Here is a 25,086-nt window from a genome sequence, read left to right as displayed (position 1 = left end):
TAGCTTACCTGAGGAAAACTTGCTCTTTGGTGTAATTAACAAAAACTTTATTAATTAACCAAAAGTGTAACGCTAGCAATAAATGAAACATTGCCATACTTAAGTCACTACTTATATGAAGCTGAGTACTGGCAGGAACCAACACTAATGCTACCATTGCCCCATAAACTAAAGCTTTCTCTTTGGTAATTAGGGAAAATAATAAGAAACCCAAAATTACTGCAACATCCGACAGAAGGTTAGCGGCTTGGATATCGAAAATAATAGCTAATACATTAAAGGCAAGTATTGCCACCATCGCCGATTTTGCAAGTTTTATGACTTTGAATGGGCTTATGGAAAAATTGATACTGAGTTCATCTAAGTCTTTATAATTCCGATTAAGCACTTGAGATAACATTACAATAGGCAAACTAAATACATAAATCACCATGGCTAACTTAGCGCTAATTAAAGACAGTAAATCGTGAATACTAATTACTTGTTCTACACCTGCAAACCTCGCTGCGCCAAATGATGCAGTCACAACGATAAACAATAACGCTACAGTAAGGTAGTTTCGAAAAGGTGAATCAAATTGACTTGTTTTATTGATGCTAATAATAAACATTAATAACGAAACAATTAAAACAAGCTCACCAAACGTATCCAAATAACTCATATATTTCTCCCTGAACTATACATAACGCCCCTTCTATGGGGCGATAGATTTTTGCATATCAAAAAAGCAAACTTCTAAAACTCCATCCCGAACTCAATCCCAAACATTCGTGGCAAACCAGGAGTGGCGATTGGAGAACCTAACGCCATTGCCTGCCCTCCGGTTTGGAGTAAATATTTTTCATCCAGTGCGTTACTGATAAATAAAGCTGCATAAATTGGATGATTATCGCTTTGCCAGCTAACACGAGCATTAACTAAAGAGTAACCTTCTATGCGATTGTCTGCATTCAGGCCAGTCACAGTGCCTGGTTCAAATGGCATTATCGCCAGAGTTGGGCCTTCTACGCCTTGTGTTCTATCGCCTGTAAAGGCATAGCTTATATGAGCATTAAACTGCCCACTGAGCCCTTCAAAATAATAGTCTAAACGCAAATTGCCCTGATTTTCCGGCATCCCTGAAATTGGTTCTCCTACACGGCTATCACTGAGTGTTTCACCCTCAAAAAAGTCCCACTTAGTGTACTCGGCAATTGTTTTACCGTAATTAGCCGTCAAGATTAAGTCCGGAGTAATTTGTACTATGGTTTCTATATCAAAACCCTCGCCTTCCGCATCAACGTTTCGTAGGTTGTAAGTTGGAATTGGCGCGCCAAACAATTCTAGTTGCTGTAAATTTTTATACTGATAGTCGTATGCCGAAATATTAAAACGTACACGATTATCTAACCACGACGACTTGATTCCAACTTCAGTATTAACAACGGTTTCTTCCTTTACTGGCGGCGCAATACCTACACCATTAAAACCACCGGACTTGAACCCTTCAGCATATGAAATAAATGTCATGAACGTATCTGTCCATTTATAATCAACTACAAACCTTGGTGTCCATTTATCCCAACTTTCTTCTTGTTGTGCATCTTCCGGCTGGAAAGCAACCGCCAATGGCACTTCACCAACAACGTTACCATCTGCACCTTGATATGGAACAATGTAACTATTTTGAGGCTCTGAAAACAGTTTAAAATTCTTATCGTCATAGGTGTAACGCAAGCCTAGTGTGACATCCATTTTTTCGGTAACCGCGTAGGTACCGTCAAAATAAGCTGCGATACTTGCTGTAGTAGCCGCGTGATAAAAACGCTCTTCATGTTGGCTAAATAATTTATTGATGTTAGCACCAACTAACTCCATTCCTACTGAAGACTGAGCATCGTCAAAGCTCATTCCCGAGATCATGCGTCGTTGTATTTCAAGCGCAATAGCTTGTTGAGCTTGAACAGGGCCTAGGGTCATATACGCACCTGCAACACCCTGTCCAACTGGCATATTAGGTACCATACGAGGATCTAAGCCTAATTGCACAGCAGCTAAAGCGTCAAAACTTAATGTATTAAAGTTAGCAACGACGTCTTGGTCAATATTTTCATAAAAGAAGGTAGTACCTGCAGTCCACTTAAAGTCCCCTTGCTCACTCGACACTCTAAACTCTTGACTAAACTGACTTTGATCTTCGTCCAACAAACTTTCAAAATAGGCACGTTCAAAAGCCGAACCATCATCTTCCATGGCGTTATAACGTGTAAACTGACGATAAGCAGTTATAGAAGTAAAAGTTAATTCGTCTTTATAATAATTTACTTCGGCCGAGATGCCGCCTGCTTCGCGCGTTTCCTTTCCTTCAAAATCAAATTCAATAGGCGCAAATGGGTCACCACTACCAAATCCTGTATTTAAAGTAATTGCGGGGCGACCTTGCTGATTTGTGTCGTTCCAGTCGGCTCTAAAAGTAATGTCGATATTCGATGCCGCATTCCACAATAAGGCCCCTCTTGCTGACCAGTCACGCTGATTACCATATTGTTCATGGCTATCTTTAATATCTAAATATCCACCGCGATGGTTGGAATTAAAACTGCCTCTAAAAGACCACTCTTCATCTATTTGGGTATTCGCCGACACTTCAACTTTGCGTTTATTGTGGCTGCCAATAGTAAAGCGGATGGCACCTTCATCATCATCAGTAGGCGCTTTGGTGATAATGTGAATAGCCCCTGCAGCTGCGTTTCGTCCAAACAAAGTACCTTGTGGCCCTTTTAAAACCTCTACTCGCTCTACGTCGTTAAAGTTTAAATTGGACGTACCTCTACGACCAACATATACACCATCGATATATACAGCAACCGCGGCATCTAAACCAATACCCATATCGTTTGTGGTGATACCGCGAATGTTAAATGTCGTTTGCGTCGCTGTTGCGTTATTTGTTTCCAAACCAGGTGTTATTAAGCCGAGATCATTGGCATTTTGAATACCCATCTTTTCTATGTCGGCTTCGCCAAATGCAGAAATCGTTATTGGTACATCTTGAATACTCTCAACACGCTTTTGCGCACTCACTTGAATAACTTCAAGACCTTTATTTTCAGCAGGAGCTGACTCAGTGGGGTCGTTAACCATATCGTTGGCAAATGCTGGGGCTGACAACATACCTAATAGAGTTGCGAGATAAATTTTATTTTTATTAAATCCTAGTAACGAAGCGTTATTTAGCATATTTATTCCCTGAAGCTATGTGATCTACATGCGCTTTATTATTTTTATAATATTGAATAAGTAACAGGCCACCGAAGCTGATTATTGCGTAACACATCACCAACTCCAACGTCCATATAAACTGGTAAGGTGATAGCACTATGAATAAACACCATGCTATTACTTTTAAAATCTCTAATAATGTCGAAAACTTAGTCTTTTGTTGATAATAACCAAGAGAGAGCAAACCAAAGCCAATCACGACTAAGGTAATAACATTAAACTCTGCCGCAACACTTGGTGCTTGATACAACACAACAAGCGAAAGCGCTAATGTAAAAATATGCTGTATTATCACGTACCAAGATCTGTCTTTTGAGCTCTTAACATCAAATTTAACTTGCTGATAAGGATCAAAAACTGGATACGGGTATTTACTCGCAACATCCGCTGGTCGCCAGCCTGTCTTTTTATACCAGACACGCAATTTGTCGGACCATCTTTTGGTATGGAAAGAGTCTAGTAATAGTCCCCAATAGACTTCGACGTTAGCCCAAATTGGATTCCAACTAGCCAAAGGTTTTGTCACTCCAAAAATTACCGGCTCGTGTGACAACTCTTCTTGATAAGTACCAAGCATTCTATCCCACAATATAAATACACCGCCATGGTTCTTATCTAGGTAAACTGGATTTTGACCATGATGCACCCGATGATTACTTGGCGTAACAAATACAAACTCAAACCATTTGGGCATTTTATCAATGTGTCGTGTATGTACCCAAAATTGATAAACTAAATTCAGCGAGCCAACAGCAATAAATACAATGGGCTCAAAGCCTAAAATTGCTAAAGGTATATAAAAAACAAAGTTTACAATGCCACCACTGGTTTGTCTTAATGCTGTGGTTAGGTTGTATTCTTCGCTTTGATGGTGAACAACATGAGAAGCCCACAGCCCATTTATTTCATGCGAGCAACGGTGGTAAAGGTAATAACAAAAGTCATAAACAATAAATCCAGCAATCCACACCCATACAGACTGGCTGTTTAGTTCAAATACTGAAATATATGGGAAGATCCAAGCATAAACAGAAAACTGAAGCGCTTTTTTAGCAAGACCTGTAAGCTGGCTTAATACCCCCAAGTGTAGGGAGTTTATAGAGTCGTTAAGTGAAAAGTAGTTGGATTTTCGCCACCAATTTACTAACAACTCTATACCAATCAAAAACAAAAAAAAGGGAATAGCTAGCGCTACAAAGTTCATATCGCCACTCTGGTAAGTGAAATACTCTAGTGAGCATAATATTAATTACTTTAGCCTAACATAAGTTATTGATTTGTCTATTGTAGGCACATAGCTGATTGCGCGTTAAGTCAATTAAAAATGTTACAAATCTTAAACGGAAAACGGATATTTAATCGCGTCATGACTTTGGTAACCAATAACTTCAAAGTCATCTAGTGTTACCCAAGTCTCAATATCTTCCAGTGATTTTATCTTAGGGTTGATATGCAACTTAGGTGATTCAAAAGGCTCACGCTTTAGTTGTACATCTCTCATCAACTCTAATTGGTCTTCATAAATGTGTGCATTTACAATTTTATGATAAGCCTTACCTGGTTTGTTCCCAGTAATTTGCGCGATAAGTGCTAGCAATACAAAGACTTGTATCTGATTAAAGTTAAGTCCCAGCGGTACGTCACAAGAACGCTGATAACTGGTTAAGTGCAAGGTGTCGCCCAACAAAGAAAAAGTATGAGTATGCATACATGGACGTAAACAGCCCATATGAAACTCGCCTGGGTTATAAAATGACAGTATTTCACCGCGATCATCGATACCGTTTGACAAGTCGTCAACTAACTTTCTTAATTGATCTACAAAACCACCATCAGGTTTAGCCCAGGCTCTACCTTGAACGCCATAAACTCGACCCATATCATCTTCACCTTTACGATGAGGATTGTTTAACCAAACATCATTCTCGTTGGCATTGGCATTCCAAGTGTTACAGCCTATAGCCCTAAAGTCAGCGGCACTATCATACCCACGCAAATAACCTAGTAATTCGGCTATTGCGGCTTTCCAGTAACTTTTTCTAGTTGTGATGATAGGGAACTTATTGCCGGCTACGTCGTAATTTAGCTCCGCATTAATAACCGTTAGGCAACGTTTGCCTGTGCGTTTATTCTCTACCCACTCACCTTCATCAACAATTCGACGACACAAATCTAAATACTGTTTCATAATGTTTCTCTAATAAACTAATTGTTAATGATTACGGTGTAACTAATTTACCATTATCGGCTTTAGGGTTTGTCTTTATTGACCAGACCATTAAGCCAAGTCCAGCTAATGCCATCGGCAGTGACAACCACTGTCCCATAGACATGCCTAATGTAAGTAAACCTAAGTGATCATCTGGCTGTCTAAAGTATTCAACAATAAAACGGAAAGAACCGTACCCCATCAAGAACAAACCACTTGCTGAACCAACGGCTCTTGGTTTTTTTGAATACCAATAAACCACAAAAAATAAAACAAATCCTTCTAAAAAGAATTCATACAACTGCGACGGATGGCGTGGTAATGGGCCTGCATTTGGAAAAACAATGCCCCATGGCACGTCAGTGGTTCGTCCCCAAAGTTCAGCGTTTAAAAAGTTACCTAGCCGACCTGCACCTAGACCAATGGGCACTAGTGGCGCAACAAAGTCACCTATTTGTAAGAAAGATAGTTTCGTGACACGGCTGAATATAAACAATACCGCGACAACACCCAGTAAACCGCCATGAAAAGACATGCCACCTTGATGGATCATAAAGAGATAGGATGGGTCTTCTATGAATCGCTCAAATTGATAAAAGAATACGTAACCCAATCGACCGCCTAACACAGCACCCATAAAACCATAAAATAATAAATCACTGAGTTGCTGCTCTGTAAAAGGTGAACGTCCACTTTTTACTGCTTTCATCCCTAAAAAATAAGCAAAACCAAGACCTACTAAATACATTAGGCCATACCAGCGAACTGCAAAGGGCCCAACAGAAAAAATGACTGGGTCTATTTGTGGAAATATAATTGGATCTACCAAACCTGCAATACCTCTAATAATAATTTAATTGAAACCAACATCATAAAGACGGCAAATACCTTCTTTAGCTGTGCTTGTTGTAATTTTTGTCCTGCTTTAACACCCCATGGCGCTGAAAAATATGAAAATGCCATAATCATTAATGCCGTTGGCCAGTGCACGTAACCTAAAAAGTCAGCTGAAGATGTCCAATTCCATCCTGCCCATAGATACCCTAACGTACCAAACACCGCTACTACCACACCGGCAATTGCCGCCGTTGCAATAGCCTGTCTTACATGAACACCAATAAAAGTCATATATGGAACTAAAATCGCTCCTCCACCTAAGCCGGCCATAGACGCTAATGTACCAGTAAGTATGCCTCCAAAGCCCAAACTAACTCGATTTACGTCATAGTTATCGTCTGCAATGTCATGTTTACCTCGCCACATTAATAGGGCGAGAACCATAAGTAAAACAGCAAATATTTTAGTTAACCAAGCGGATGATAATTGCACGGCTATTTGTGAAGCGACAACCGCAGATATACCGACCGTCAATACCACAGGTTTAGTAATTGCCCAATTGACGTTGCCATTTTTATAATGACTTCGACCAGAGGAAAACGCAGTAATACAAATAGTAAAAAGCGACGTCGCAATAGAAATAATGGCAACATTTGAATCATTGACCTGAGGTAATTGAGGCAATAGATATAGCAAAACCGGTATGATAACAATTCCGCCACCTATACCTAACAAGCCAGATAAAAAGCCAGCTACGATACCTAAAAGAGGTGTAAAAATAAGAAGGTCTGTCACTAAATTTCCAAATTAATTGCCTGCTCGGAGTATTCCTGCAGCACCAATATTCAATATTGTTCGGTTTACTCTAAATTTGACTTGGTCAGGCCGTGTACATTGTAAAACATCATCTACCAGCGTTTCTAATGTTTTAAATGGTGCTTTTTTCAACACCCATTTCACTCTAAGAATGTTTTGAGTGTTCATACTCAGTTGATCAAACCCCATGCCCGTCAATAACATAGCTCCACCAGGGTCGCCGGCTAACTCGCCACAAACACTACAAGGTATACCAATTTTTTTCGTTTCATCCGCAATCATCTTAATCGCGGTCAGTACCGTTGGGTGGTAGGCATCATAAAGACTTGCAACTTTATCATTATTTCTATCTACGGCTAACAAGTACTGAGTCAGGTCATTGGTACCAATTGAACAAAAATCGATTTTACCCTTTAATTTGCTAAGCTGAAAGATCATGCTTGGTACTTCTATCATCACACCTATTTTAGGCTTATGAACATGAGCTCCGGCGTCTGCTTCCTGCATTTCCTTCTCAACTTCACGATGCGCTTGTTTAATTAGCCTTGATGCCTCTTCAATTTCACCAATATCAGACACCATAGGTAGCATGATATGCAAATTATTAGTGAGGATGTTGGCTTTTATCATGGCACGGATTTGCACCAAAAAAATTTCCGAGTGATCGAGTGTTAATCGAATGCCACGCCAACCTAAAAAGGGATTGTCTTCAACAATTGGAAAGTATGGTAACTGTTTATCACCGCCGACATCTAAAGTCCGCATCACGACAGGCTTACCTTCAAAGTCGCCTAGCACTTCTTGATAAAAAGACTGTTGCTCTTGTTCTGACGGAAATCGCTGGCGCATCATAAATAGGTATTCAGTGCGATACAAACCTATACCTTCAATATGAAGTTGTTCTGCAATATCGCCCTCAAACCCCATGCCTGAGTTTATATACATAGATATTCGTCGACCACATTGCGTTTGCGCAAACTCGTTGGACTCTTTTTTAAGTAAGTCTGCAAAGGCCTTATCTTCCGACTCTAACTTTCGGTATTCATCCACAATTGCTTCGTTTGGAGTAATGAATACCTTACCGTTATAACCATCGACAATAAGCTCAATATCATCTAGCTGCAAAATAGGGACATCTCTAAGACCAATGACAGCTGGGATGCCTAGCGCCCGAGCCATAATCGCGGCATGAGAATTTTCAGCGCCTTTAATTGATACTATACCGGATATTTGATCTCTTGGAATTTCAGCCAACATTGATGCTGTGACTTCTTCGGCAATAATAATGGCTGACTTGGGAATCGATAATTCTCGATGCGCTTTTGCCGTAAGATGTTCGAGTAGTCGTCGACTTAAGTCTTTAACATCAACGGCTCGTTCCCTTATATAGGGATCATCCATTTTTTCAAATTCTGCTATATATTTTTCAACTACGATTTTTAATGCAGAAACGGCGCACCAGCCTTGCTCAATCTTATCTACAACCTCATTACCTAAACTTGCCGCTTCTAGTAATTGTTGATAAACATCAAAAATAGCCAATGCGTCTTTTGGAAGCTGATTAGCCATGCGCTGCGTCATTTCGATAATGTCAGCACGAGTGTTTTCTACAGCGTTAAAGTATCTAGCCTTTTCAGGTTCTGCTGAGCCTACTTTTTTTAATGATACATCAGAAAACTCAATATTAGTTTGTACCAAATAAGAGTGGCCAATACCGACGCCTCTTGCACCTGAAACACCTTGAAGTACAAGAGCACTTTGTTGGTTCAATTCATCGGGTTCTGAGCGTAGTCGTAAAGTGACATTTGCAAATGTAGAGGCGAGTTGAGCACTTAAGGTCACTAAAAATGCTTCTTCTTGTTGCTCAAAATATCTGGATTCAGATTGCTGTAGGGAAATAACACCTAAAATTTTACGGCGATGCATAATTGGCACCCCTAAAAATCCAGAGTAGGTATCTTCCTCAATAGTTGGGAACTGTTTGAATCGAATATGTTGCAGTGCGTTGTGGACTTTAATAGGCTCACCACGCTCCGCTACCCAACCGGTTAATCCCTCATCAAAACGCATAATAGTTTTACCTACCGCGTCAGGGTTTAAGCCGTCAGTTGCTTTAAGTCGTAGTAATTTTTGATCGGGGTCGGCAAGATAAATAGAGCAACAATCTGTATTTAGACAAAATTTAATATCACTGACGAGACTGGCAAGAGCCAAGTCTAGATTTGGCTCTTGCACAAAGTTGTGGGTGATACGTCTCAGTTCGTCTAGCATAATATTTTAGCGTTATTGTTGCTGTTGCGGCTTATTCCTTTGTTGTTGAGACTTTTGATTTCGCCTTTTAAAACGGTGGTTAACCGTCTTTCCACCAGCATGCTCTCCACGAGGAAACTGCTGTCGGCCCATTGGCATAACAATAGGAGCGAACTCTTTCATCACTCTTCGATAGACATCTCTCTTAAATGAGACGACATTTCGAATTGGATACCAATAACTTACCCAACGCCAATCATCAAACTCAGGATGATTGGACTTTAATAAATCTACATCGGATTCTTTGCATCGCAAGCGCAGTAAAAACCATTTCTGTTTTTGACCTATACAAATCGGCATACTTTCTCGGCGAATAAGCCTTTTTGGTAATCGATAGCGCAGCCAGTTTTTACTCACTGCCAGAATCTCTACATCATCTGGCTTAAGCCCCACTTCTTCCTCAAGTTCACGATACATGGTTTGTTCAGGCGTTTCACCTTCATCCACGCCACCTTGAGGATATTGCCAAGAGTGTTGTCCGTAACGACGGGCCCAAAACACTTGACCTTTGTGGTTGCAAATCACGATGCCAACATTAGGTCGAAACCCTTCGGCATCAATCACAGTTTCACCTGTCTTTTTATTCTATTATATGAATTGATTCTTCCACAAACCGCGTATTAGCGCAAACGTAAATTAGCACTAGCATCAATTAATTGGACGTTAGATAATAACTATTCAAAATAACAAAGTTAATTGATATGAATTTACCCAATCCACCAAAAACTATTACTGAGTTGCAATATAGAATTGATGCCATCGCTGGTATGTCGTTAGGAGAAATTGCCGAAGAGTTGCAAGTCATGGTGCCGGAAAACTTGCTGGTAGATAAAGGTTGGAGTGGTCAATTACTAGAGGCTTATTTAGGAGCCACAGCGGGTAACCTTCCAGAGCCTGATTTTCAAGAACTTGGTGTGGAACTTAAAACGTTACCTATTTCAGCATCAGGCAAACCTTTAGAAACTACCTTTGTATGTGTTGCGCCTTTAATCATGACGGCTGGCCACCACTGGCGAGACAGTGTTGTTTATAAAAAGCTCAAACATGTACTTTGGGTGCCCATTGTAGCGGAGCGCCATATTCCTGTTCCACAAAGGCAAGTTGCTATGCCCTTTTTATGGGAAATGGATGAGCAATCAGAATTATTATTGCAACAAGACTGGCAAGAGCTCACCGACATGATAATAATGGGCGAACACGATAAGATCACCGCACACCATGGTGAAGTCATTCAATTGAGGCCAAAAGCAGCAGACTCTAGCGTCAGAACCGCCGCGATAGATAAATCAGGAGCGCCCACAATGGCTCCACCAAAAGGCTTTTACTTACGCAGTCAATTTACGCATAACCTTCTAAAGCAAAAGTTTCATTTAGATTAAGACATATCAGTTATTAGCACGAGTAAATACAATGAACATGTCAACTGAACATCAGAATATTGAAAGCCAAGTTTGGCAATGGCTTGACGATGTCGTCATCGGCCTAAATTTGTGTCCCTTTGCCAAAAAGCCTCGTAGCCAACAGCAAATAGAAATCGTGATTAGTCAGCGAAACTCCATGTTGGATATTGGAGAGGATTTTGCTGCGGCTTTAGCTAGCTTACATAAAACTGCCGCTGAAAAAACCGATACAACTGTATTTGTTATCCCTAACTTGCTAGAAGATTTTTATGTCTACTTAGACTTTTTAGATACTGCAAACGTTGTCAATGAGGATTTAGGTTTTGAAGGTGTTTTTCAGCTGGCAAGCTTTCATCCGGACTACCAATTTGACGGTGCTGAACAAGACGCTCGAGAGAATTTAACAAACCGAGCACCTTACCCAATCATTCACATTATTCGTGAAGACAGTATGAGCCGTGTATTAAAACAATACCCAAACCCAGAGCAAATTCCGCAGCGTAATATGAATTTGATGGATGCGTTAAGTGAGCCGGAGATAGAACGCCTATTTCCACATCTGAATGGCAATATATCCGAATAGCGACGTATTTGGACAATAAGTATCTAATAAAAAAATATGAAAAAAGGCGCCTAGGCGCCTTTTGAATTAAAACTCTCTATCCTCGCTCATTATAGATTCTTGATAAAGAAATCTCTTAACAGCGTTTTTAGGTGAAGTGTCGTGTTTTTACCTTCATAAATGCCATGGCTGCGATTAGGGTACGACATGAATTCAAACTGTTTATTATGTTTAATCAATTCATTAATTAAACGTTCAGCTCCCTGATAATGAACGTTGTCATCGCCAGTACCGTGAATGAGCAACAACTTACCTTCCAAACCATCAGCAAAGTTTAATGCCGAGCTGTTTTTGTAAGAATCTGGGTCGGTTTTAGGGTTGCCTGAATAGCGTTCTTGATAAATAGTGTCATAAAGGCTTAAATCAGGAACCGCTGCAACAGCAACACCGACTTTATATTTATCGCTATGACGGAATAGTAAGTTTAATGTTTGTGTACCACCGCCTGAATGTCCCCAAACACCAACACGATCTGTGTCAATAAACGACCAACGTTTAGCCATTTCATCTAATGCATCGGCCTGATCACGAGCTGTAATATCGCCTAGCTTTTTATAAATCGACTTACGCCAGTCTCGCCCTTTTGGAGCTCTCGTCCCTCGGTTATCTACTGATGCAACAATATAACCTTTTTGCGTCATCATAGAATCCCAAAGGTAGCTATTACCCCTCCAGCTATCTTTTACTGTTTGCCCCCATGGCTCACCGTAAACATAAAAAATAATTGGATATTTCTTAGTTTTGTCCATATTTGGCGGGAACATAATATAACCATCAAGCTTAACGCCATCGCGTGCCTCTACTTGGAAAAACTCATGCTTCGGTAAGTTTTCTTGTGCCAGTTGCTCTTTTAGTTTTTCGTTTTTCACTAAGCTTTTTATCGCCTTATGATCATTAACCGAAATAACCTGACGAGTATTTGGTGTCGCAAATTGACTAAAGGAGTGACGCGCCCAAGATGTATCTTCCGACATGTAATAGTTGTTTGTACCTGCATATTGTTCTGGAGTAATACGCTGTACAGGTTCAGAGCCGTCTAGTGTTGCTTTAAATAAGTAGCGTTGCGATACGTCCTTTGGAGACGCTGTAAAAAACAAAGCATTTTTCTCTTCGCTAACCCCTAACATATCAACAATGTCATAATCGCCTGGTGTTAAATCAACAATACTTTTACCATCGCGAGATACTTTATAAAGATGACGCCAACCGTCACGTTCACTATGCCAAATAAAGTCCTCACCATTATTAATAAACTTAGCGTCATAGAACCACTCTAAAAATGCTTCGTCTTTATCTGTATAAATATTCGTTAAATCACCAGCCTGCCAATCAAAAATCCATAGTTTATTGGTATTTTGCGGACGGTTAACATCTTGAATTAGCAGTGACTGGCCGTTGCCTGCCCAGCTAATGCGTGGAATGTAACGGTCACGATTGTCACCTTTTAAGTCAGCCCATCGAGTTTTTTTATCTTCCAGATTAACAACGCCAACTTTAACCGCTGAGTTTTGCTCACCCGCTTTTGGATATGGGAATGTAGTTAATGTAGGGTAAAGCTCGTCGGTGTTATTAATCATGATGAAGTTTTTTACGCCAGACGTATCTAACTGCCAATAGGCAATACTTTTGTTATCTGGGCTCCAACGGAAACCATCGCGAATAGAAAACTCTTCTTCATAAACCCAATCAAAATTACCGTTAACAATAATATCGCTGCCATCATTGGTTAGCTGAGTCACTTTATTGCTACCCACGGGCTGTACAAAAATATTATTGTCTTGTACGTAAGCAACTTTTGAGCTGTCTGGTGAAAATTTAGCAAACATCAACTTAGCATCAGCTGGTGTTTCTCCACCTAGTTGCATTAGTTTATTAGTTTCTAAGTTTAATAACCAAAAGTCACCACGGCTTCTTGAACGCCAGACTTTCTGACCATTGGTAAAAACCATTAACCATTTGCCATCTTTTGACCAATCATAGCTTTCTATACTAAGAGGCTCTTTATGCCCATCCGGTATCAAGTGTTCAAAATTAACTAATACCTTACGACCTGTACTGTCTGGGTTATAAAAAACGATATCATTGCCCGATATACCATTTGCGCTATCGGCATCTTTGTCTTCAAGGGCATCAATATCGCTTGCCACTTCACCATTTTTATTCTTTGCTGGGATGACTTCCGCTTTACGTCTTTCTAATACCGTATAACCAGATCCATCTTTTAGCCATTTAAAATAAGTAGCACGTTCGCTTTTAAATTCGCGATCTTTATAAATTCGTTCTAATGATAATTCCTGAGGCTTTTCTTGAGGTGCTGTTGTGCTATTTAAGTTTGCACAACCAGTTACGACCAAAGCTGCAGTCATTAGCAAAGTAAGCTTTTTCACCAACATTGCTAGGCTCTCCCCTTTATGTGTGTTTTATAATGATTAAGAATAGTTTGAAAATTGTTATTACTATGATGCCAACATTATCATTGATTTTGTTGATTGTGCGAAATTGCCCGATCAAATAACAAAAAAGCCAGTCTAAGACTGGCTTTTATAACTCATCAATGATGACAACTAATTAAAACGTTCTCAAATTGAACTAGATAAAATTCATTTTACGTAATTCAATTTTATCTCATCTAACTATCAAGGTTAGCCTAAGGTAATTTTAGCGAACTTGCGTTTTCCTACTTGGAAAATTTGCGGTGCACCTAACTCAACCATCATCTTGCTGTCGGTTACCTTTTCTTTGCCGTCAAGTTTTACGGCACCTTGCTTGATCATTCGCATTGCTTCAGATGTACTGCCTACTAAACCAGCTTCTTTTAGAACATTTGCAATGCCCATTGCTTCTGTCGCCGAAACATTTATTTCTGGGATGTCGTCTGGTAACGCATTTTTTTGGAAACGCTTAATGAAGTCATTGTGCGCAGCTTGTGCATCATCTTCTGAATGGAAGCGTGCGATTAACTCTTTCGCCAAATCAATTTTGATGTCGCGAGGGTTTGTACCTGCTTCAACTTGTGCTTTTAGCCCAGCAATTTCCTCTAACGGGCGGAAGCTCAATAAATCGTAATAACGCCACATCAATTCGTCACTAATTGACATTACTTTACCAAACATATCGTTTGGAGCATCCGTAATACCGATGTAGTTATTTAATGACTTAGACATTTTTTGAACACCGTCAAGGCCTTCAAGTAATGGCATCATTAATACTGACTGCGGTGTTTGACCTTCTTCTTTTTGCAGTTCACGACCCATCAATAAATTAAAGCGTTGATCTGTACCACCAAGCTCAACGTCTGCCTCTAGCGCTACTGAATCCCAGCCTTGAACGAGTGGGTATAAAAACTCATGAATCGCAATTGATTGACCACCAGCATAACGCTTTTTAAAGTCATCTCGCTCTAACATACGAGCGACGGTTTGACGCGCGGCAAGCTTAATCATGTCAGCGGCACCAAATTTATCAAACCAGGTGGAGTTAAATGCAATTGTCGTTTTTGCCGGATCTAATATTTTAAATACTTGTTCTTTATAAGTTTCCGCGTTACGTAACACGTCTTCTTTTGTCAGAGGTTTACGTGTTGCACTTTTTCCAGTTGGGTCACCAATTAAGCCCGTAAAGTCACCGATTAAAAATATAACTTCATGACCTAAGTCTTGGAACGTTTTTAACTTATTAATAAGAACTGTGTGGCCTAAATGTAAATCAGGCGCAGTAGGATCAAATCCGGCTTTAATTTTTAATGTTTTACCGGTTTTAAGTTTATCGATTAAATCTTGTTCTGGCAGGATTTCATCTGCTCCGCGTTTAATCTCTGCAAACGCTTGATTGATATCTGTCATGGCTTAGGCTTTTGATATGAAAAAATAATGGCCTGCAGTGTACTGCAAGCCGAGTTTGTTTTGAATCCCGATAAACAAATTTTGTTAAATAGCGGATAAGTTATTTGCTTCTTCTAGAGCAAATTGGTCAGTCATGCCACTTACAAAGTCTTGAATAAGTCGGCATCGGTAATAAAACTCGAATAAAGCAAAGTCGTTACTATCGCGACGTTCCTTTAATGCTTCTTGATAGGCTTTAAGGTGTTTTTTAGGTAAGCGCTTGTATAAACGAGCTTCGATTAAGCCTCCACGCTCACTACCTTCAACCATAGCTAAAAACTTATCTTTTGGATACTTTAATAACGGCGAATATGCATTAAGTAAACCCGTAATAATTCGATAACCTTGAAGTTCTTTCGTCTCTACTTCATTTGTACTAAAAATATAGCGTATGGCCACCGATTTAAATGTTTCAATCATGTGATGATAAACGCTGTCATCTTCTAATAATGCACGATTAAGACTGCCGTCAAAACACGCGTCACCGTTATCAATAAAAGTTTGTGCTGCATGTTCGACTAGAGGATGTATCAACTGTACTCTAAGCCAAACAAAAAATTCATGAGCTTTGTTTATTGGTTCTTTTTCACTGCGGCCCAACGCGTAATCAACTGCTTCAGAAAACATTTTATTTCTTGCCAAAGGCTCGTCAGCTTTGTCACCGGCTAATTCAGCAAACGTTTCTTTTAATTTGCTAGCTAACTTTTGGCAGTCTAATAAGCCCTTTTCAACACCATCTTCAATATCCGCTAAGCAGTAACTTATATCGTCTGCGGCTTCCATCAAGTAAGCTAAAGGGTAGCGATGCCCAGGCTTAATGCTGAGGTGTTTACTCATCGCGTTGATATCATCTAATTCAGAATAATAATAACCCACTTTTTTCTTTAGATACGATAGCGGTTTATCTTTCTCTGGCTTACGTTCTAGACCACTTCGGGTGTATTTTAAAATACTCGCTGCTTGTGAATAAGTCAGATTAAGCTTAAGTAAGTTAAAGATTATGCGGAATGCTTGTGCGTTGCCTTCAAAGCTTTTTAATTCCAACTTTAACTGCAGGCCTAACATTTTGTCGTTAGCTTGGCTAAATACCACGTGATTATCTAATTCTTTTTCAAACCAATGATTAATTGCTGACTCACCAAAGTGGCCAAATGGCGGATTGCCAATGTCGTGCATTAGACAAGCCATCTCAACAAGCGTTTCAACTTCTCGCTCGTAAGGTAGTAACTTCCAACTCTCTGCAATGGCTTGCGGTAGACGTTTAAAAACCGTTCGAACTATATGCCGGCCGGTTTGTTGTACTTCAAGTGAGTGGGTAAGCCGACTGCGAACGGCTGAGTTTTTTTCTAAGGGAAATACCTGGGTCTTTTGCTGCAAACGTCTTATCGCTGCTGACTGAATTATACGCCCACGATCACTTTCGAATTGTTCAGATAGATATTGCGGATCCGTCGAGGCTGTCGCGTTTCGACTGTATGATCGAACCGCTGATATTTTTTTTGAATAGTCTGTCATTATTAGTATCGAATGTTCCAGCCAACGAGCAATTTGGTGCGGTTATCAAAAGTAAGATCCGCCTCTTTAAATTTGTCGTTTGCACAAATAGGGGCTTGTTTATACGTAAAGTAAGTGAGTGATGATTCTCGACTGATACTTTGCTTTTGATCTTCTGGCAACACGTTCCACGCATAATAAACTTGCTTGCGGTTCATGCCACGAATGATTTTGCAATCTAAAATCGCGTCTCTGATGGTGCTAGGTATAGCTGGATAACTCTCGATATAGGCTTCCGCTCGAGCGCGTTGTTCGTCTAGTTTTTGTTGTAACTTTTCGTTTTGACGAGTGAAGTAGGATGACATCGATTCAGATCGGTTAATATCATACTCTTCCTGCGAAGCTGGATCTTTGCAAGGATAGGCTGAAAATTTAGCAACTCCATTTTCTAAACACTTGTATATTTCAGCTTGACTGAACATGCTTATTCCCAATAAGCCAATAGTTAGCAACAACTTAACCGTTTTCATGAAACTTCCATATCAATTTCTAATTAGATGTATCTAGCGTTTTTAGAGTATGCCGTGGCATAATCCCGCTCATTCAATTTACTGCACCTAACTTATCAGTATTTAAAACAAAGTTAAACCCAACAAATTAGAGTCTTTAATGCGATATCAACTAATTGAGCCCGTTAAAAACACACTTGAAATAAAAAAGAGTCAGTTTATAACATGGTTGGTACCAATTTCTGATCGTGCCGATGGGATGAAATGGCTGCAGGAAGCCAAGTTACAATACCCTGATGCTCGTCACCATTGTTGGGCTTATGTTATTGGGGACTCACCAAATTCTCAATCAGCGGCTATGTCTGATGACGGAGAGCCGAGTGGAACTGCCGGTAAACCTATGTTAAATGTGCTCCAACATAAACCAACTAATAATGTTATGGCGATTGTCATTCGCTATTTTGGTGGCATAAAACTTGGCGCTGGCGGCTTAGTGCGAGCTTATTCTCAAGCAGTTGAACAAAGTTACCAACTTGCTTCGCTTCAGCCTGTTGTTGAGCGCACTGAAATAGCCGTTACTGTACCCTTTTCAGATGAGCAATGGCTTCGACATCAGTGCCAGCTACTATCGGGTACCATAGAAGATGTTTTATACAATAATCAGGTGCTTATAACGATAGAGTTGCCCAAAGACAATATTGACGCCCTGTGCGCGTTATTAGTTGCTAAAAGTTTTCAATTTAAGATAACCGAGAAATAAACATAATGAGCCTTAAGTCATTTCAAAATACACTACTTCGCATTCGTCATAACAAAGCGTTTGAGCTGTTTGTCATATCAGTAATTATTGCCTCGGCACTGCTCGTTGGTGTAAAAACTTATGACGTGTCCTCCACCATGCATAAAATCACCGTCTATCTTGACTGGTTTATTACCGTATTCTTTATTATCGAAATTGCGATACGATTTGGTACTGAAGAAAATAAAAAGCGCTTTTTTCATGACTTTTGGAATCTATTCGACACCATCATAGTCGCCGTTAGTCTGATCCCTATTGAAAATACCGACATGGCATTAATTGCTCGTTTGGTACGTGTTTTTAGAGTTCTTCGGATGATCTCTTTTATTCCTGAGTTACGCATTTTATTAACCTCACTGATTAAAGCTATGCCTCAGCTTGGTTACGTTATGCTGCTGATGTTTATAATTTTTTATATCTATGCAGCAATCGGTAGTACCTTATTTGAAGATATAAACCCTGATTTGTGGGGTGATATTACCATTTCACTACTAACCTTGTTCCGCGTTATGACATTTGAAGACTGGACCGACGTAATGTACGAAACCATGGCCGTTTATCCTATGAGCTGGGTTTATTATTTAACGTTTATATTTTTTACTGCTTTTGCGTTCTTAAACATGGTTATCGGAATTGTGGTTAATGTAATGGAAGAGGAACACCGTAAGGCTCGTTTTGAAAAAGAACTGGCATTAAATGAGGAACATGCATCCGAGCAAGAAGATAAAATGGACGATATTTTAAAGGAGCTCAGATATTTAAGAGCTAAGCTCGATGAAAAGTAGTTAATGAAAAGCAGTTAATGAAAAATGGGTGATGAAAAAAGTCGCGGATAACTGCGACTCGATTCGGTAAGCGATTAGTTATTTGTTGGTATGTCTGAGCCTGTTGTTAAATGGCAGGCCGATGTATCGACAATAACGTCACTAATAAATTTATTTTCGTCGTCATGGTAGGAATAAACTAATATCACACTGTTTTCTTTGAAAAAAGCCATGTCATCTGAAGAACAAATATAGCGACTGGTGGATTGTGACATTTCACGATTAAATACATCAACGTCAATATTATCGACATAATAATTTAATAGTGTGCTTTTGTAGTAAAATCGATTCCCTTTTACATACGAAGCGTCTAGCCTAGTTTCGGTATCAATCATTTTTGGCAGTGTTGTATTGAGCTGATTAGAGGCTACCGTTAGCATTTGTTCCACGGTAATGACTTGCTCTAAACTATTTGAAGAGTCTGGTGTCGATGAACACCCCGATAACAGTATCAAACTGGCGGTAGTAACTAGTGGTAATACTTTGAAATTCATAACCTTTCCTTGTTATAAATAATAAAAAACAGGCTTGAGTTTAAATACTCTTCACCTGTTTAGCAAGCTTGCCTGTAATTACGCTACTCGGACAACGGCTCTTAGATTAGCTCATTTCATATGTTGTACAGATATATTTTATGTTCAAGTAATCATCTAAACCATACAACGAGCCTTCACGACCAAAACCAGATTGTTTCACCCCACCAAATGGCGCAGCAGCGTTTGAAATAAGCCCTTCATTAACGCCTACAATTCCGTATTTAAGCCCTCGGCTTACCCTTTCTATTCGGCTGGCATTTTGGCTATAAAAATAAGAAGCTAATCCAAATGGAGTATCGTTCGCTAATAAAACCGCCTGTTTTTCAGTTTCAAATTTCTGAATGGCAGCAACGGGCCCAAAAATTTCTGTTTTGGCAATTTGCATTTCGTTATTCACATTAGTAAGCACGATAGGCGACTGAATGGTTCCGCTTAATAGTTGTCCATATTTGATCGTTGCACCTTGCTCAGTTGCCTCACGTACAAGCTCTCTAACATCATCCGCAGCTTTTTGATGGATTAACGGACCAATATCAACATCATCTAAACCGTTACCCACATCTAATAACTTTACTTTCTCGACAAATTTTTCAACAAAGTCCTCATGAACCGAGGAGTGCACCATTATTCGATTTACACAAACACAAGTTTGACCTGCATTTCTAAATTTTGCTTTTATTGCACCATCGACTGCAGCATCAATATCCGCGTCTTCAAACACAATAAACGGCGCATTACCACCGAGCTCAAATGAGACTTTTTTCACGGTCGATGCGCATTGCTCCATTAGTAACTTACCGACATTAGTCGAACCGGTGAAACTAAATTTATCTACGTCGTCGTGAGTTGTCAGTACCTTTCCTACTTCCTTAGCGTTACTGCCAACAAGAATATTTATCACACCTTTAGGTATGCCAGCTCGATTAGCTAACTCTCCTAACACTAGAGCAGACAATGGCGTCAGCTCGGTTGGCCTTGCAACAACGGTATTACCCGCTGCAATTGCAGGGGCAATTTTTCTAGCCAACATTGAGTTGGGAAAGTTCCACGGTGTAATTGCAGCAACAACGCCCACAGGCTCCTTTATGACTTTGATAGTTTGGTTAGAAGCTAAAGCCGGTATTGTGTCACCGTAAATACGTTTGCCCTCTTCAGCAAACCACTTAACGTAACTCGCTCCATATTCAACTTCACCTCGTGACTCTTTTAAAGGCTTACCTTGTTCTAGCGTCATAATAGTGGCGAGATCATCTTTGTGCTTAATCATCAAATCAAACCAAGCCATCATTAAATCAAAACGTTCATACGCTGTTTTCTGCTGCCATTCCTGCTGCGCTCTTTTAGCAGCTGCAATCGCCTTTTCTACTTGGCTCATGTCATCTTTGGCAACTTCGCTAACCGAAACCAATACTTCTTGATCAAAAGGGTTGAGTACGTCAAAAGTAGCATCAGACGAGTGCCAGTCACCATTAATAAGCGATCCAGTTTTGACTAAACTAGGGTCTTGTAACAACTCAAACACCTTGGCAGAAATTGTCGTACTCATGCTAAATATCCTTGTAAACGTTCAATAGTATTATTGTCGGTTAGCGTATGTTGCAGTTGCGATTATGCTTTTAAACGCTCTACCATTGCATCGGCAACTGCGTGAGCAGACGCAGGGTTCTGACCTGTGATAACACGATCCTGTTTAGAAATAAACTCGCCCCATGGAGCAGTTTTAACATAGCTACCCGCTGCACGCGTTAACTTTTCTTCTAAAACGTATGGAATTTTATCGATAGTTCCAAATTCAACTTCTTCTTCGCGAGTGAATCCCGTAACCGTGATATCTTCAATAAGTAACTTACCGTTAGATAATTTAATTGGTAGAAGGCCAGCAGGACCATGACACACAGCACCAACTACTGCACCATTTTCAAATAACTGTGCGGTTTGTTTAGCAACATCTTCGTTGCTGGCTAAATCTGTAAGTAGACCAAACCCGCCCGGATAAAATACCGCATTGTACTCTTCAAGATTTAATGATGATGCTAATTTAGTGTTTTCGATTTTGTGGCTGAAATTTGACTCTGCAAGGATAGCTGCATTTACATCGTCACCTTCCGCATCCGTACCGTATAGTGGCGCTGCACCACCTTTTATTGAAGCAATATCGTAGTCTAAGCCAGCTTTGTTAAATACATTTATAGCGTGTGTGATCTCCGGAGCATACGTGCCGTTTGCTTCATTTGTGTCACCTAGCGTTGCGTGATTAGTTACTAATACTAAAATCTTTTTTTCTGTTGCTGACATTTCCAATCCTTAATAATTTATTTGAGATACTTTACAAATATATAATAGACCCTTTCTGATTCATTGATAATAACCTTTTATTAGAAAACATTATTGTTATAATGCAACAATTAATCATCAAAGGTTGACTACATGATCACGTCTTTATCGTTCGACGGCATTTCAGAATTTGTTGCTGTTGCGGAAACACAAGGTTTCACAAGTGCAGCAAAAAGGCTCAATGTTTCTACGTCGCATATCAGTAGACAGATCGCTAAATTAGAAAAACGTTTAGGTGTTGCACTTTTTGCGCGAACGACAAGACAGGTAAAATTAACCGATGCAGGTCATAGTTATTACCATCGCTGCCAAAGCTTATTGGACGGACTAGCTCAAGCGAACGAAGCTATTAGTGATCATCAAGTGGAACTAGCTGGCACTTTACGCGTATCAGCCGCAGGCGAGTTTGCCGAACTCTATATAGTTCCAGTGTTGCTGGAGTTTGCAAAGCTGCATCCAAAACTAAATATTGATATTGATTTTAATTCTAAATATGTCGACTTTGTTCAAGAAGGAATCGACTTTTCTATTCGCTATGGTCAGTTAAAAGACTCTTCGCTAATTGCAAGAAAGCTCGTTGATAGACAATTAGTGGCCGCGGCCAGTCCTGGTTATTTGCAAAAGTACGGCATACCTCAAACACCGCAAGATTTGGTGAATCATGACTGCATAGTGGCAATATCTGATCATTGGCGATTTGAGAGTGAAAATAAGGAAATTACCGTTAAGGTAAAACCGAAATGGCGATCAAACAGTGGTCGAAGTTTAGTCCAAGCTGTTGAGGCGGGAATGGGCATTTCGTATATGCCTCAATCGAGTTACGGTAATAGTCTTATAAATAAAAACCTTGTGCCAATTTTAGAGCCATTTTGGAAAAAACAAATTCCCACTTGGATTGTTTACGCTAATAAGCAGTACTTACCGGCCAGAGCAAGATTAGCGATAGACTTTCTTGTTGAACACTTTAAGGATTGGCGGGACGATCAACTTCCATTGCTAAAATAACGCTTATAAAAAAGGAGACTATTGTCTCCTTTTTTGCATTTACTCAAAATAAAATAATAAGCATTACTAAACTTGCTATTACCACATCAGATCATCTGGAATAACATAGTCCGCATACGGATCGTCTTCATCCGGCTCTTCAATTTCATTTTGTGAAACCAGAACCGAATCATCTCTAATTGCAATTTTGTCTGATACAACAGAAGGGATAATTGCATAGTCATCTTTATAATTAACGATAGACAATAATCCGTTAGCCAACTGGCGCTGTATTGCTGCGGTCACCTTCAGGGTTTTAACTTTGTTGTCGTCCATGAAGTTGTAGGTAACATCGCCACCAGCCACTTCAAGCATATTCATTTCAATCAGTTGTTTTATCTGTGCTTTTTGCGCTTTTTGCTCAGCTTGCTGTTTAATCTGATTGTTCAGTTCTTTATCTTTTGCTAATTGCGCTTGACGCTTTTCTTCCGCGGCTGCTTTTACGTCGCGTTTCATATCACGAGTTTTTTTACTCGCTTTTTTTGCTTTTTTTGCTTTTTTTTCGTTTGTTAAGCCAGCTTTTAATAGCTGCTCTTGTAATGACATCTGGGCCATGATTAACCTTTTATTTTGATTCTTTCGCTTTAGCAACAATATTGCGAACGTCTTGTAACAATTGTTGGGCATCATAAACGATACCATCTTTAATTGTATACTTTAATCCATTAACACGTGTTGGTTGATTATCGGCGTTTAACTGATAATGACCCGTTCCGTATAAAACTTTAAAATTATGTAGTGGGTTTTCTGAACTGATCACTAAATCAGCGCGCTTTCCTATGCTAATGCTTCCAATTTGCTCTGCCATTCCTAATGCTTCTGCGCCATTTAATGTTGCTGATTGAATAACTTCTAACGGGTGAAAACCAGCTTCTTGAAGCAGTTCTAGTTCACGTATATAGCCAAACCCAAATATTTTATAAATGTAGCCCGAGTCAGATCCTGTAGTCACTCGTCCGCCATGATTTTTATAGTCATTTAAGAACGCCATCCATTTATTAAAATTATTTTTCCAGTTAATTTCATCCGCTGTTGTCCAATCAAACCAATAACTCCCGTGTGCATAACGGCTTGGTTCAAAAAACTTCCACAGTACTGGCAATGTATATTCCTCGTGCCATATAGCTTGTCGCTCTCTCATTAAGTCTCGACTCGCTTCATAAATTGTCATCGTAGGATTTAGGGTGAAATCAAGGGCGATCAACTCATCACGCACTTCTTGCCAGTGTTTTGAATTAACGTCTGTAGCTTGATTCCATAGTTTTCCGGCTTCAGCAAAACGGTGTTGCTCATTATTGTAGTTATAATTAGCTGGATAATGCTGAATAACTTTATCTTCGAATAAAGCTTCTGGTAGCCCATACCAATGCTCCATGGTTGTTAAGCCAAGTCGCGCTGAATCTAATGCGCTCATACTCATTACATTAAGCTGAGCATGATGCATCATGGTTCTTAGACCTTGTTTTTTTGCTTCATCTAGCGCCGCTTCCATAACTTTAGGTGTTGCGCCAAAAAACTTTATTCCTTTTGCACCTTTACTTGCGATTAGCTCAACCCAGTCCCTTGCCTGTTTAGCAGTGTATATAGGACCTTTATGTCCCATTCCAAAACCAACATAAGGAACAATTCTTGGCGCAACAATCGTATTATTGTCACTGCGTTTTTTATGCTCTAATACCCACTCCAAACCGTTGAAGCTACCTGGTTCTCTGATCGTTGTGATGCCATGCGCCAACCATAACTTAAATACATACTCTGCAGGCACACCTGCCGTTGAACCACCAATATGGCCGTGCATATCAATAAATCCAGGGAGGATATATTGACCTTCAATGTCAATTTCGACATCGCCTGTTTTGGCTTTGAGGCGCCCACCATCTTTTATTGGTACACCTGGATAACCTACAGACTTAATATTCTTGATTCGACCTTTCTCTATGAGTATATCTACGGGACCGCGCGGAGGTGCACCCTCACCATTTATTAAAATACCACCCCGTAAAATTATACGCTCAGCTTCAATACCTTCTGTAGACTTCCTTTCTGGTGCCTTTTCTCCTGGCTCTGCGAGCGACAGTGGCGAGAATACAAATACGGCAGCTACCAAAAATGCCCGACGCAAACAGCCACTGATTATGTTTTTTAAAGATAAAAGATAGCTTTGCTTAGCTAGATTCCTTGCTACTGTCATAAGTAAATCCACATATATT

The 25,086-nt window shown here is 39.8% G+C and carries 22 protein-coding genes; 5 read left to right on the top strand and 17 right to left on the bottom strand.

Annotated features, from left to right (window positions below):
- Positions 1-4: 4 nt before the first annotated feature.
- The 8 genes from ACZ1GV_RS03085 to rppH all read right to left on the bottom strand — a co-directional run bounded on the left by ACZ1GV_RS03085 (position 5) and on the right by rppH (position 9,997).
- Positions 5-661: a hypothetical protein gene (locus ACZ1GV_RS03085; protein ID WP_472675183.1), complete on the bottom strand. Its 657-nt coding sequence runs from the start codon at positions 659-661 to the stop codon at positions 5-7.
- A 74-nt stretch (positions 662-735) separates the two neighbouring features.
- Complete coding sequence (locus ACZ1GV_RS03080; protein WP_472675182.1) at positions 736-3,219, bottom strand: TonB-dependent receptor; 2,484 nt, start codon at positions 3,217-3,219, stop codon at positions 736-738.
- The gene (locus ACZ1GV_RS03075) at positions 3,209-4,465 is read right to left on the bottom strand and encodes a sterol desaturase family protein (protein ID WP_472675181.1); all 1,257 of its coding nucleotides are present in this window, start codon (positions 4,463-4,465) and stop codon (positions 3,209-3,211) included. The genes ACZ1GV_RS03080 and ACZ1GV_RS03075 overlap by 11 nt, the downstream gene beginning before the upstream one ends.
- 132 nt (positions 4,466-4,597) lie before the next feature.
- The gene (locus tag ACZ1GV_RS03070; RefSeq protein ID WP_472675180.1) at positions 4,598-5,449 is read right to left on the bottom strand and encodes a thymidylate synthase; all 852 of its coding nucleotides are present in this window, start codon (positions 5,447-5,449) and stop codon (positions 4,598-4,600) included.
- 31 nt (positions 5,450-5,480) lie between these two features.
- Positions 5,481-6,299, bottom strand: a complete 819-nt coding sequence (lgt, locus tag ACZ1GV_RS03065) for a prolipoprotein diacylglyceryl transferase (protein ID WP_472675179.1) — start codon at positions 6,297-6,299, stop codon at positions 5,481-5,483.
- A complete protein-coding gene (locus ACZ1GV_RS03060; RefSeq protein WP_472675178.1) occupies positions 6,293-7,102 on the bottom strand; it encodes a sulfite exporter TauE/SafE family protein in 810 nt (269 codons plus the stop codon). Before ACZ1GV_RS03060 ends, lgt begins: the two co-directional genes overlap by 7 nt.
- Before the next feature lie 12 nt (positions 7,103-7,114).
- On the bottom strand, positions 7,115-9,394 hold the full coding sequence (gene ptsP / locus ACZ1GV_RS03055) for a phosphoenolpyruvate--protein phosphotransferase (RefSeq protein WP_472675177.1): 2,280 nt from the start codon (positions 9,392-9,394) through the stop codon (positions 7,115-7,117).
- 12 nt (positions 9,395-9,406) lie between these two features.
- Positions 9,407-9,997 carry an RNA pyrophosphohydrolase gene (gene rppH / locus ACZ1GV_RS03050; protein WP_472675176.1) on the bottom strand — a complete coding sequence of 197 codons (591 nt, stop codon included), beginning with the start codon at positions 9,995-9,997 and terminating at the stop codon, positions 9,407-9,409.
- Between the two features lie 137 nt (positions 9,998-10,134).
- Between rppH and mutH the strand changes: the two genes are divergently transcribed.
- The gene (mutH, locus tag ACZ1GV_RS03045; RefSeq protein WP_472675175.1) at positions 10,135-10,812 is read left to right on the top strand and encodes a DNA mismatch repair endonuclease MutH; all 678 of its coding nucleotides are present in this window, start codon (positions 10,135-10,137) and stop codon (positions 10,810-10,812) included.
- Between the two features lie 31 nt (positions 10,813-10,843).
- Positions 10,844-11,416, top strand: coding sequence for a DUF1415 domain-containing protein (locus tag ACZ1GV_RS03040; protein ID WP_472675174.1), 573 nt, complete (start codon positions 10,844-10,846; stop codon positions 11,414-11,416).
- Positions 11,417-11,505: 89 nt separating this feature from the next.
- Here ACZ1GV_RS03040 and ACZ1GV_RS03035 read toward each other — a convergent pair whose 3' ends face one another.
- The 4 genes from ACZ1GV_RS03035 to ACZ1GV_RS03020 form a co-directional block, all read right to left on the bottom strand.
- Positions 11,506-13,848 carry a S9 family peptidase gene (locus ACZ1GV_RS03035; RefSeq protein WP_472675173.1) on the bottom strand — a complete coding sequence of 781 codons (2,343 nt, stop codon included), beginning with the start codon at positions 13,846-13,848 and terminating at the stop codon, positions 11,506-11,508.
- 249 nt (positions 13,849-14,097) lie between these two features.
- Complete coding sequence (tyrS, locus tag ACZ1GV_RS03030) at positions 14,098-15,297, bottom strand: tyrosine--tRNA ligase (protein ID WP_472675172.1); 1,200 nt, start codon at positions 15,295-15,297, stop codon at positions 14,098-14,100.
- Between the two features lie 84 nt (positions 15,298-15,381).
- Positions 15,382-16,851 carry a dGTPase gene (dgt, locus tag ACZ1GV_RS03025; RefSeq protein ID WP_472675171.1) on the bottom strand — a complete coding sequence of 490 codons (1,470 nt, stop codon included), beginning with the start codon at positions 16,849-16,851 and terminating at the stop codon, positions 15,382-15,384.
- A 2-nt stretch (positions 16,852-16,853) separates the two neighbouring features.
- Positions 16,854-17,360, bottom strand: coding sequence for a hypothetical protein (locus ACZ1GV_RS03020; protein ID WP_472675170.1), 507 nt, complete (start codon positions 17,358-17,360; stop codon positions 16,854-16,856).
- 139 nt (positions 17,361-17,499) lie between these two features.
- Between ACZ1GV_RS03020 and ACZ1GV_RS03015 the strand changes: the two genes are divergently transcribed.
- Together ACZ1GV_RS03015 and ACZ1GV_RS03010 are read left to right on the top strand one after the other, a co-directional pair.
- Positions 17,500-18,099, top strand: coding sequence for a YigZ family protein (locus ACZ1GV_RS03015; RefSeq protein ID WP_472675169.1), 600 nt, complete (start codon positions 17,500-17,502; stop codon positions 18,097-18,099).
- A 5-nt stretch (positions 18,100-18,104) separates the two neighbouring features.
- Positions 18,105-18,923 carry an ion transporter gene (locus ACZ1GV_RS03010; RefSeq protein ID WP_472675168.1) on the top strand — a complete coding sequence of 273 codons (819 nt, stop codon included), beginning with the start codon at positions 18,105-18,107 and terminating at the stop codon, positions 18,921-18,923.
- A 74-nt stretch (positions 18,924-18,997) separates the two neighbouring features.
- Here the strand turns inward: ACZ1GV_RS03010 and ACZ1GV_RS03005 are convergent, their stop codons facing one another.
- The 3 genes from ACZ1GV_RS03005 to ACZ1GV_RS02995 form a co-directional block, all read right to left on the bottom strand.
- Complete coding sequence (locus ACZ1GV_RS03005) at positions 18,998-19,456, bottom strand: hypothetical protein (RefSeq protein ID WP_472675167.1); 459 nt, start codon at positions 19,454-19,456, stop codon at positions 18,998-19,000.
- A 106-nt stretch (positions 19,457-19,562) separates the two neighbouring features.
- On the bottom strand, positions 19,563-21,044 hold the full coding sequence (locus ACZ1GV_RS03000) for an NAD-dependent succinate-semialdehyde dehydrogenase (RefSeq protein WP_472675166.1): 1,482 nt from the start codon (positions 21,042-21,044) through the stop codon (positions 19,563-19,565).
- A gap of 62 nt (positions 21,045-21,106) precedes the next feature.
- Positions 21,107-21,793: a type 1 glutamine amidotransferase domain-containing protein gene (locus ACZ1GV_RS02995; RefSeq protein WP_472675165.1), complete on the bottom strand. Its 687-nt coding sequence runs from the start codon at positions 21,791-21,793 to the stop codon at positions 21,107-21,109.
- Between the two features lie 132 nt (positions 21,794-21,925).
- Here ACZ1GV_RS02995 and ACZ1GV_RS02990 point away from each other — a divergent pair, with 132 nt between their 5' ends.
- Positions 21,926-22,837: a LysR family transcriptional regulator gene (locus ACZ1GV_RS02990; RefSeq protein WP_472675164.1), complete on the top strand. Its 912-nt coding sequence runs from the start codon at positions 21,926-21,928 to the stop codon at positions 22,835-22,837.
- Between the two features lie 78 nt (positions 22,838-22,915).
- Here the strand turns inward: ACZ1GV_RS02990 and ACZ1GV_RS02985 are convergent, their stop codons facing one another.
- Entirely contained in the window at positions 22,916-23,431 is a 516-nt protein-coding gene (locus ACZ1GV_RS02985) for a DUF2058 domain-containing protein (protein ID WP_472675163.1), read from the bottom strand.
- A 10-nt stretch (positions 23,432-23,441) separates the two neighbouring features.
- Entirely contained in the window at positions 23,442-25,067 is a 1,626-nt protein-coding gene (locus ACZ1GV_RS02980; protein ID WP_472675162.1) for an amidohydrolase family protein, read from the bottom strand.
- Positions 25,068-25,086 lie beyond the last annotated feature (19 nt).

The sequence above is a fragment of the Psychrosphaera sp. HA2-10 genome, from assembly GCF_055693745.1.
This window is presented reverse-complemented; position numbering and strand designations above follow the sequence as displayed.

Coding starts and splice junctions, on each gene's coding strand:
- ACZ1GV_RS03070 (WP_472675180.1), bottom strand. CDS start 5,449: ATGAAACAGTATTTAGATTTGTGTCGTCGAATTGTTGATGAAGGTGAG.
- ACZ1GV_RS02995 (WP_472675165.1), bottom strand. CDS start 21,793: ATGTCAGCAACAGAAAAAAAGATTTTAGTATTAGTAACTAATCACGCA.
- tyrS (WP_472675172.1), bottom strand. CDS start 15,297: ATGACAGATATCAATCAAGCGTTTGCAGAGATTAAACGCGGAGCAGAT.
- ACZ1GV_RS03010 (WP_472675168.1), top strand. CDS start 18,105: ATGAGCCTTAAGTCATTTCAAAATACACTACTTCGCATTCGTCATAAC.
- ACZ1GV_RS02990 (WP_472675164.1), top strand. CDS start 21,926: ATGATCACGTCTTTATCGTTCGACGGCATTTCAGAATTTGTTGCTGTT.
- mutH (WP_472675175.1), top strand. CDS start 10,135: ATGAATTTACCCAATCCACCAAAAACTATTACTGAGTTGCAATATAGA.
- ACZ1GV_RS03085 (WP_472675183.1), bottom strand. CDS start 661: ATGAGTTATTTGGATACGTTTGGTGAGCTTGTTTTAATTGTTTCGTTA.
- ACZ1GV_RS02980 (WP_472675162.1), bottom strand. CDS start 25,067: ATGACAGTAGCAAGGAATCTAGCTAAGCAAAGCTATCTTTTATCTTTA.
- ptsP (WP_472675177.1), bottom strand. CDS start 9,394: ATGCTAGACGAACTGAGACGTATCACCCACAACTTTGTGCAAGAGCCA.
- ACZ1GV_RS03015 (WP_472675169.1), top strand. CDS start 17,500: ATGCGATATCAACTAATTGAGCCCGTTAAAAACACACTTGAAATAAAA.
- ACZ1GV_RS03075 (WP_472675181.1), bottom strand. CDS start 4,465: ATGAACTTTGTAGCGCTAGCTATTCCCTTTTTTTTGTTTTTGATTGGT.
- ACZ1GV_RS03005 (WP_472675167.1), bottom strand. CDS start 19,456: ATGAATTTCAAAGTATTACCACTAGTTACTACCGCCAGTTTGATACTG.
- ACZ1GV_RS02985 (WP_472675163.1), bottom strand. CDS start 23,431: ATGGCCCAGATGTCATTACAAGAGCAGCTATTAAAAGCTGGCTTAACA.
- ACZ1GV_RS03020 (WP_472675170.1), bottom strand. CDS start 17,360: ATGAAAACGGTTAAGTTGTTGCTAACTATTGGCTTATTGGGAATAAGC.
- ACZ1GV_RS03040 (WP_472675174.1), top strand. CDS start 10,844: ATGAACATGTCAACTGAACATCAGAATATTGAAAGCCAAGTTTGGCAA.
- ACZ1GV_RS03080 (WP_472675182.1), bottom strand. CDS start 3,219: ATGCTAAATAACGCTTCGTTACTAGGATTTAATAAAAATAAAATTTAT.
- ACZ1GV_RS03000 (WP_472675166.1), bottom strand. CDS start 21,044: ATGAGTACGACAATTTCTGCCAAGGTGTTTGAGTTGTTACAAGACCCT.
- ACZ1GV_RS03035 (WP_472675173.1), bottom strand. CDS start 13,848: ATGTTGGTGAAAAAGCTTACTTTGCTAATGACTGCAGCTTTGGTCGTA.
- dgt (WP_472675171.1), bottom strand. CDS start 16,851: ATGACAGACTATTCAAAAAAAATATCAGCGGTTCGATCATACAGTCGA.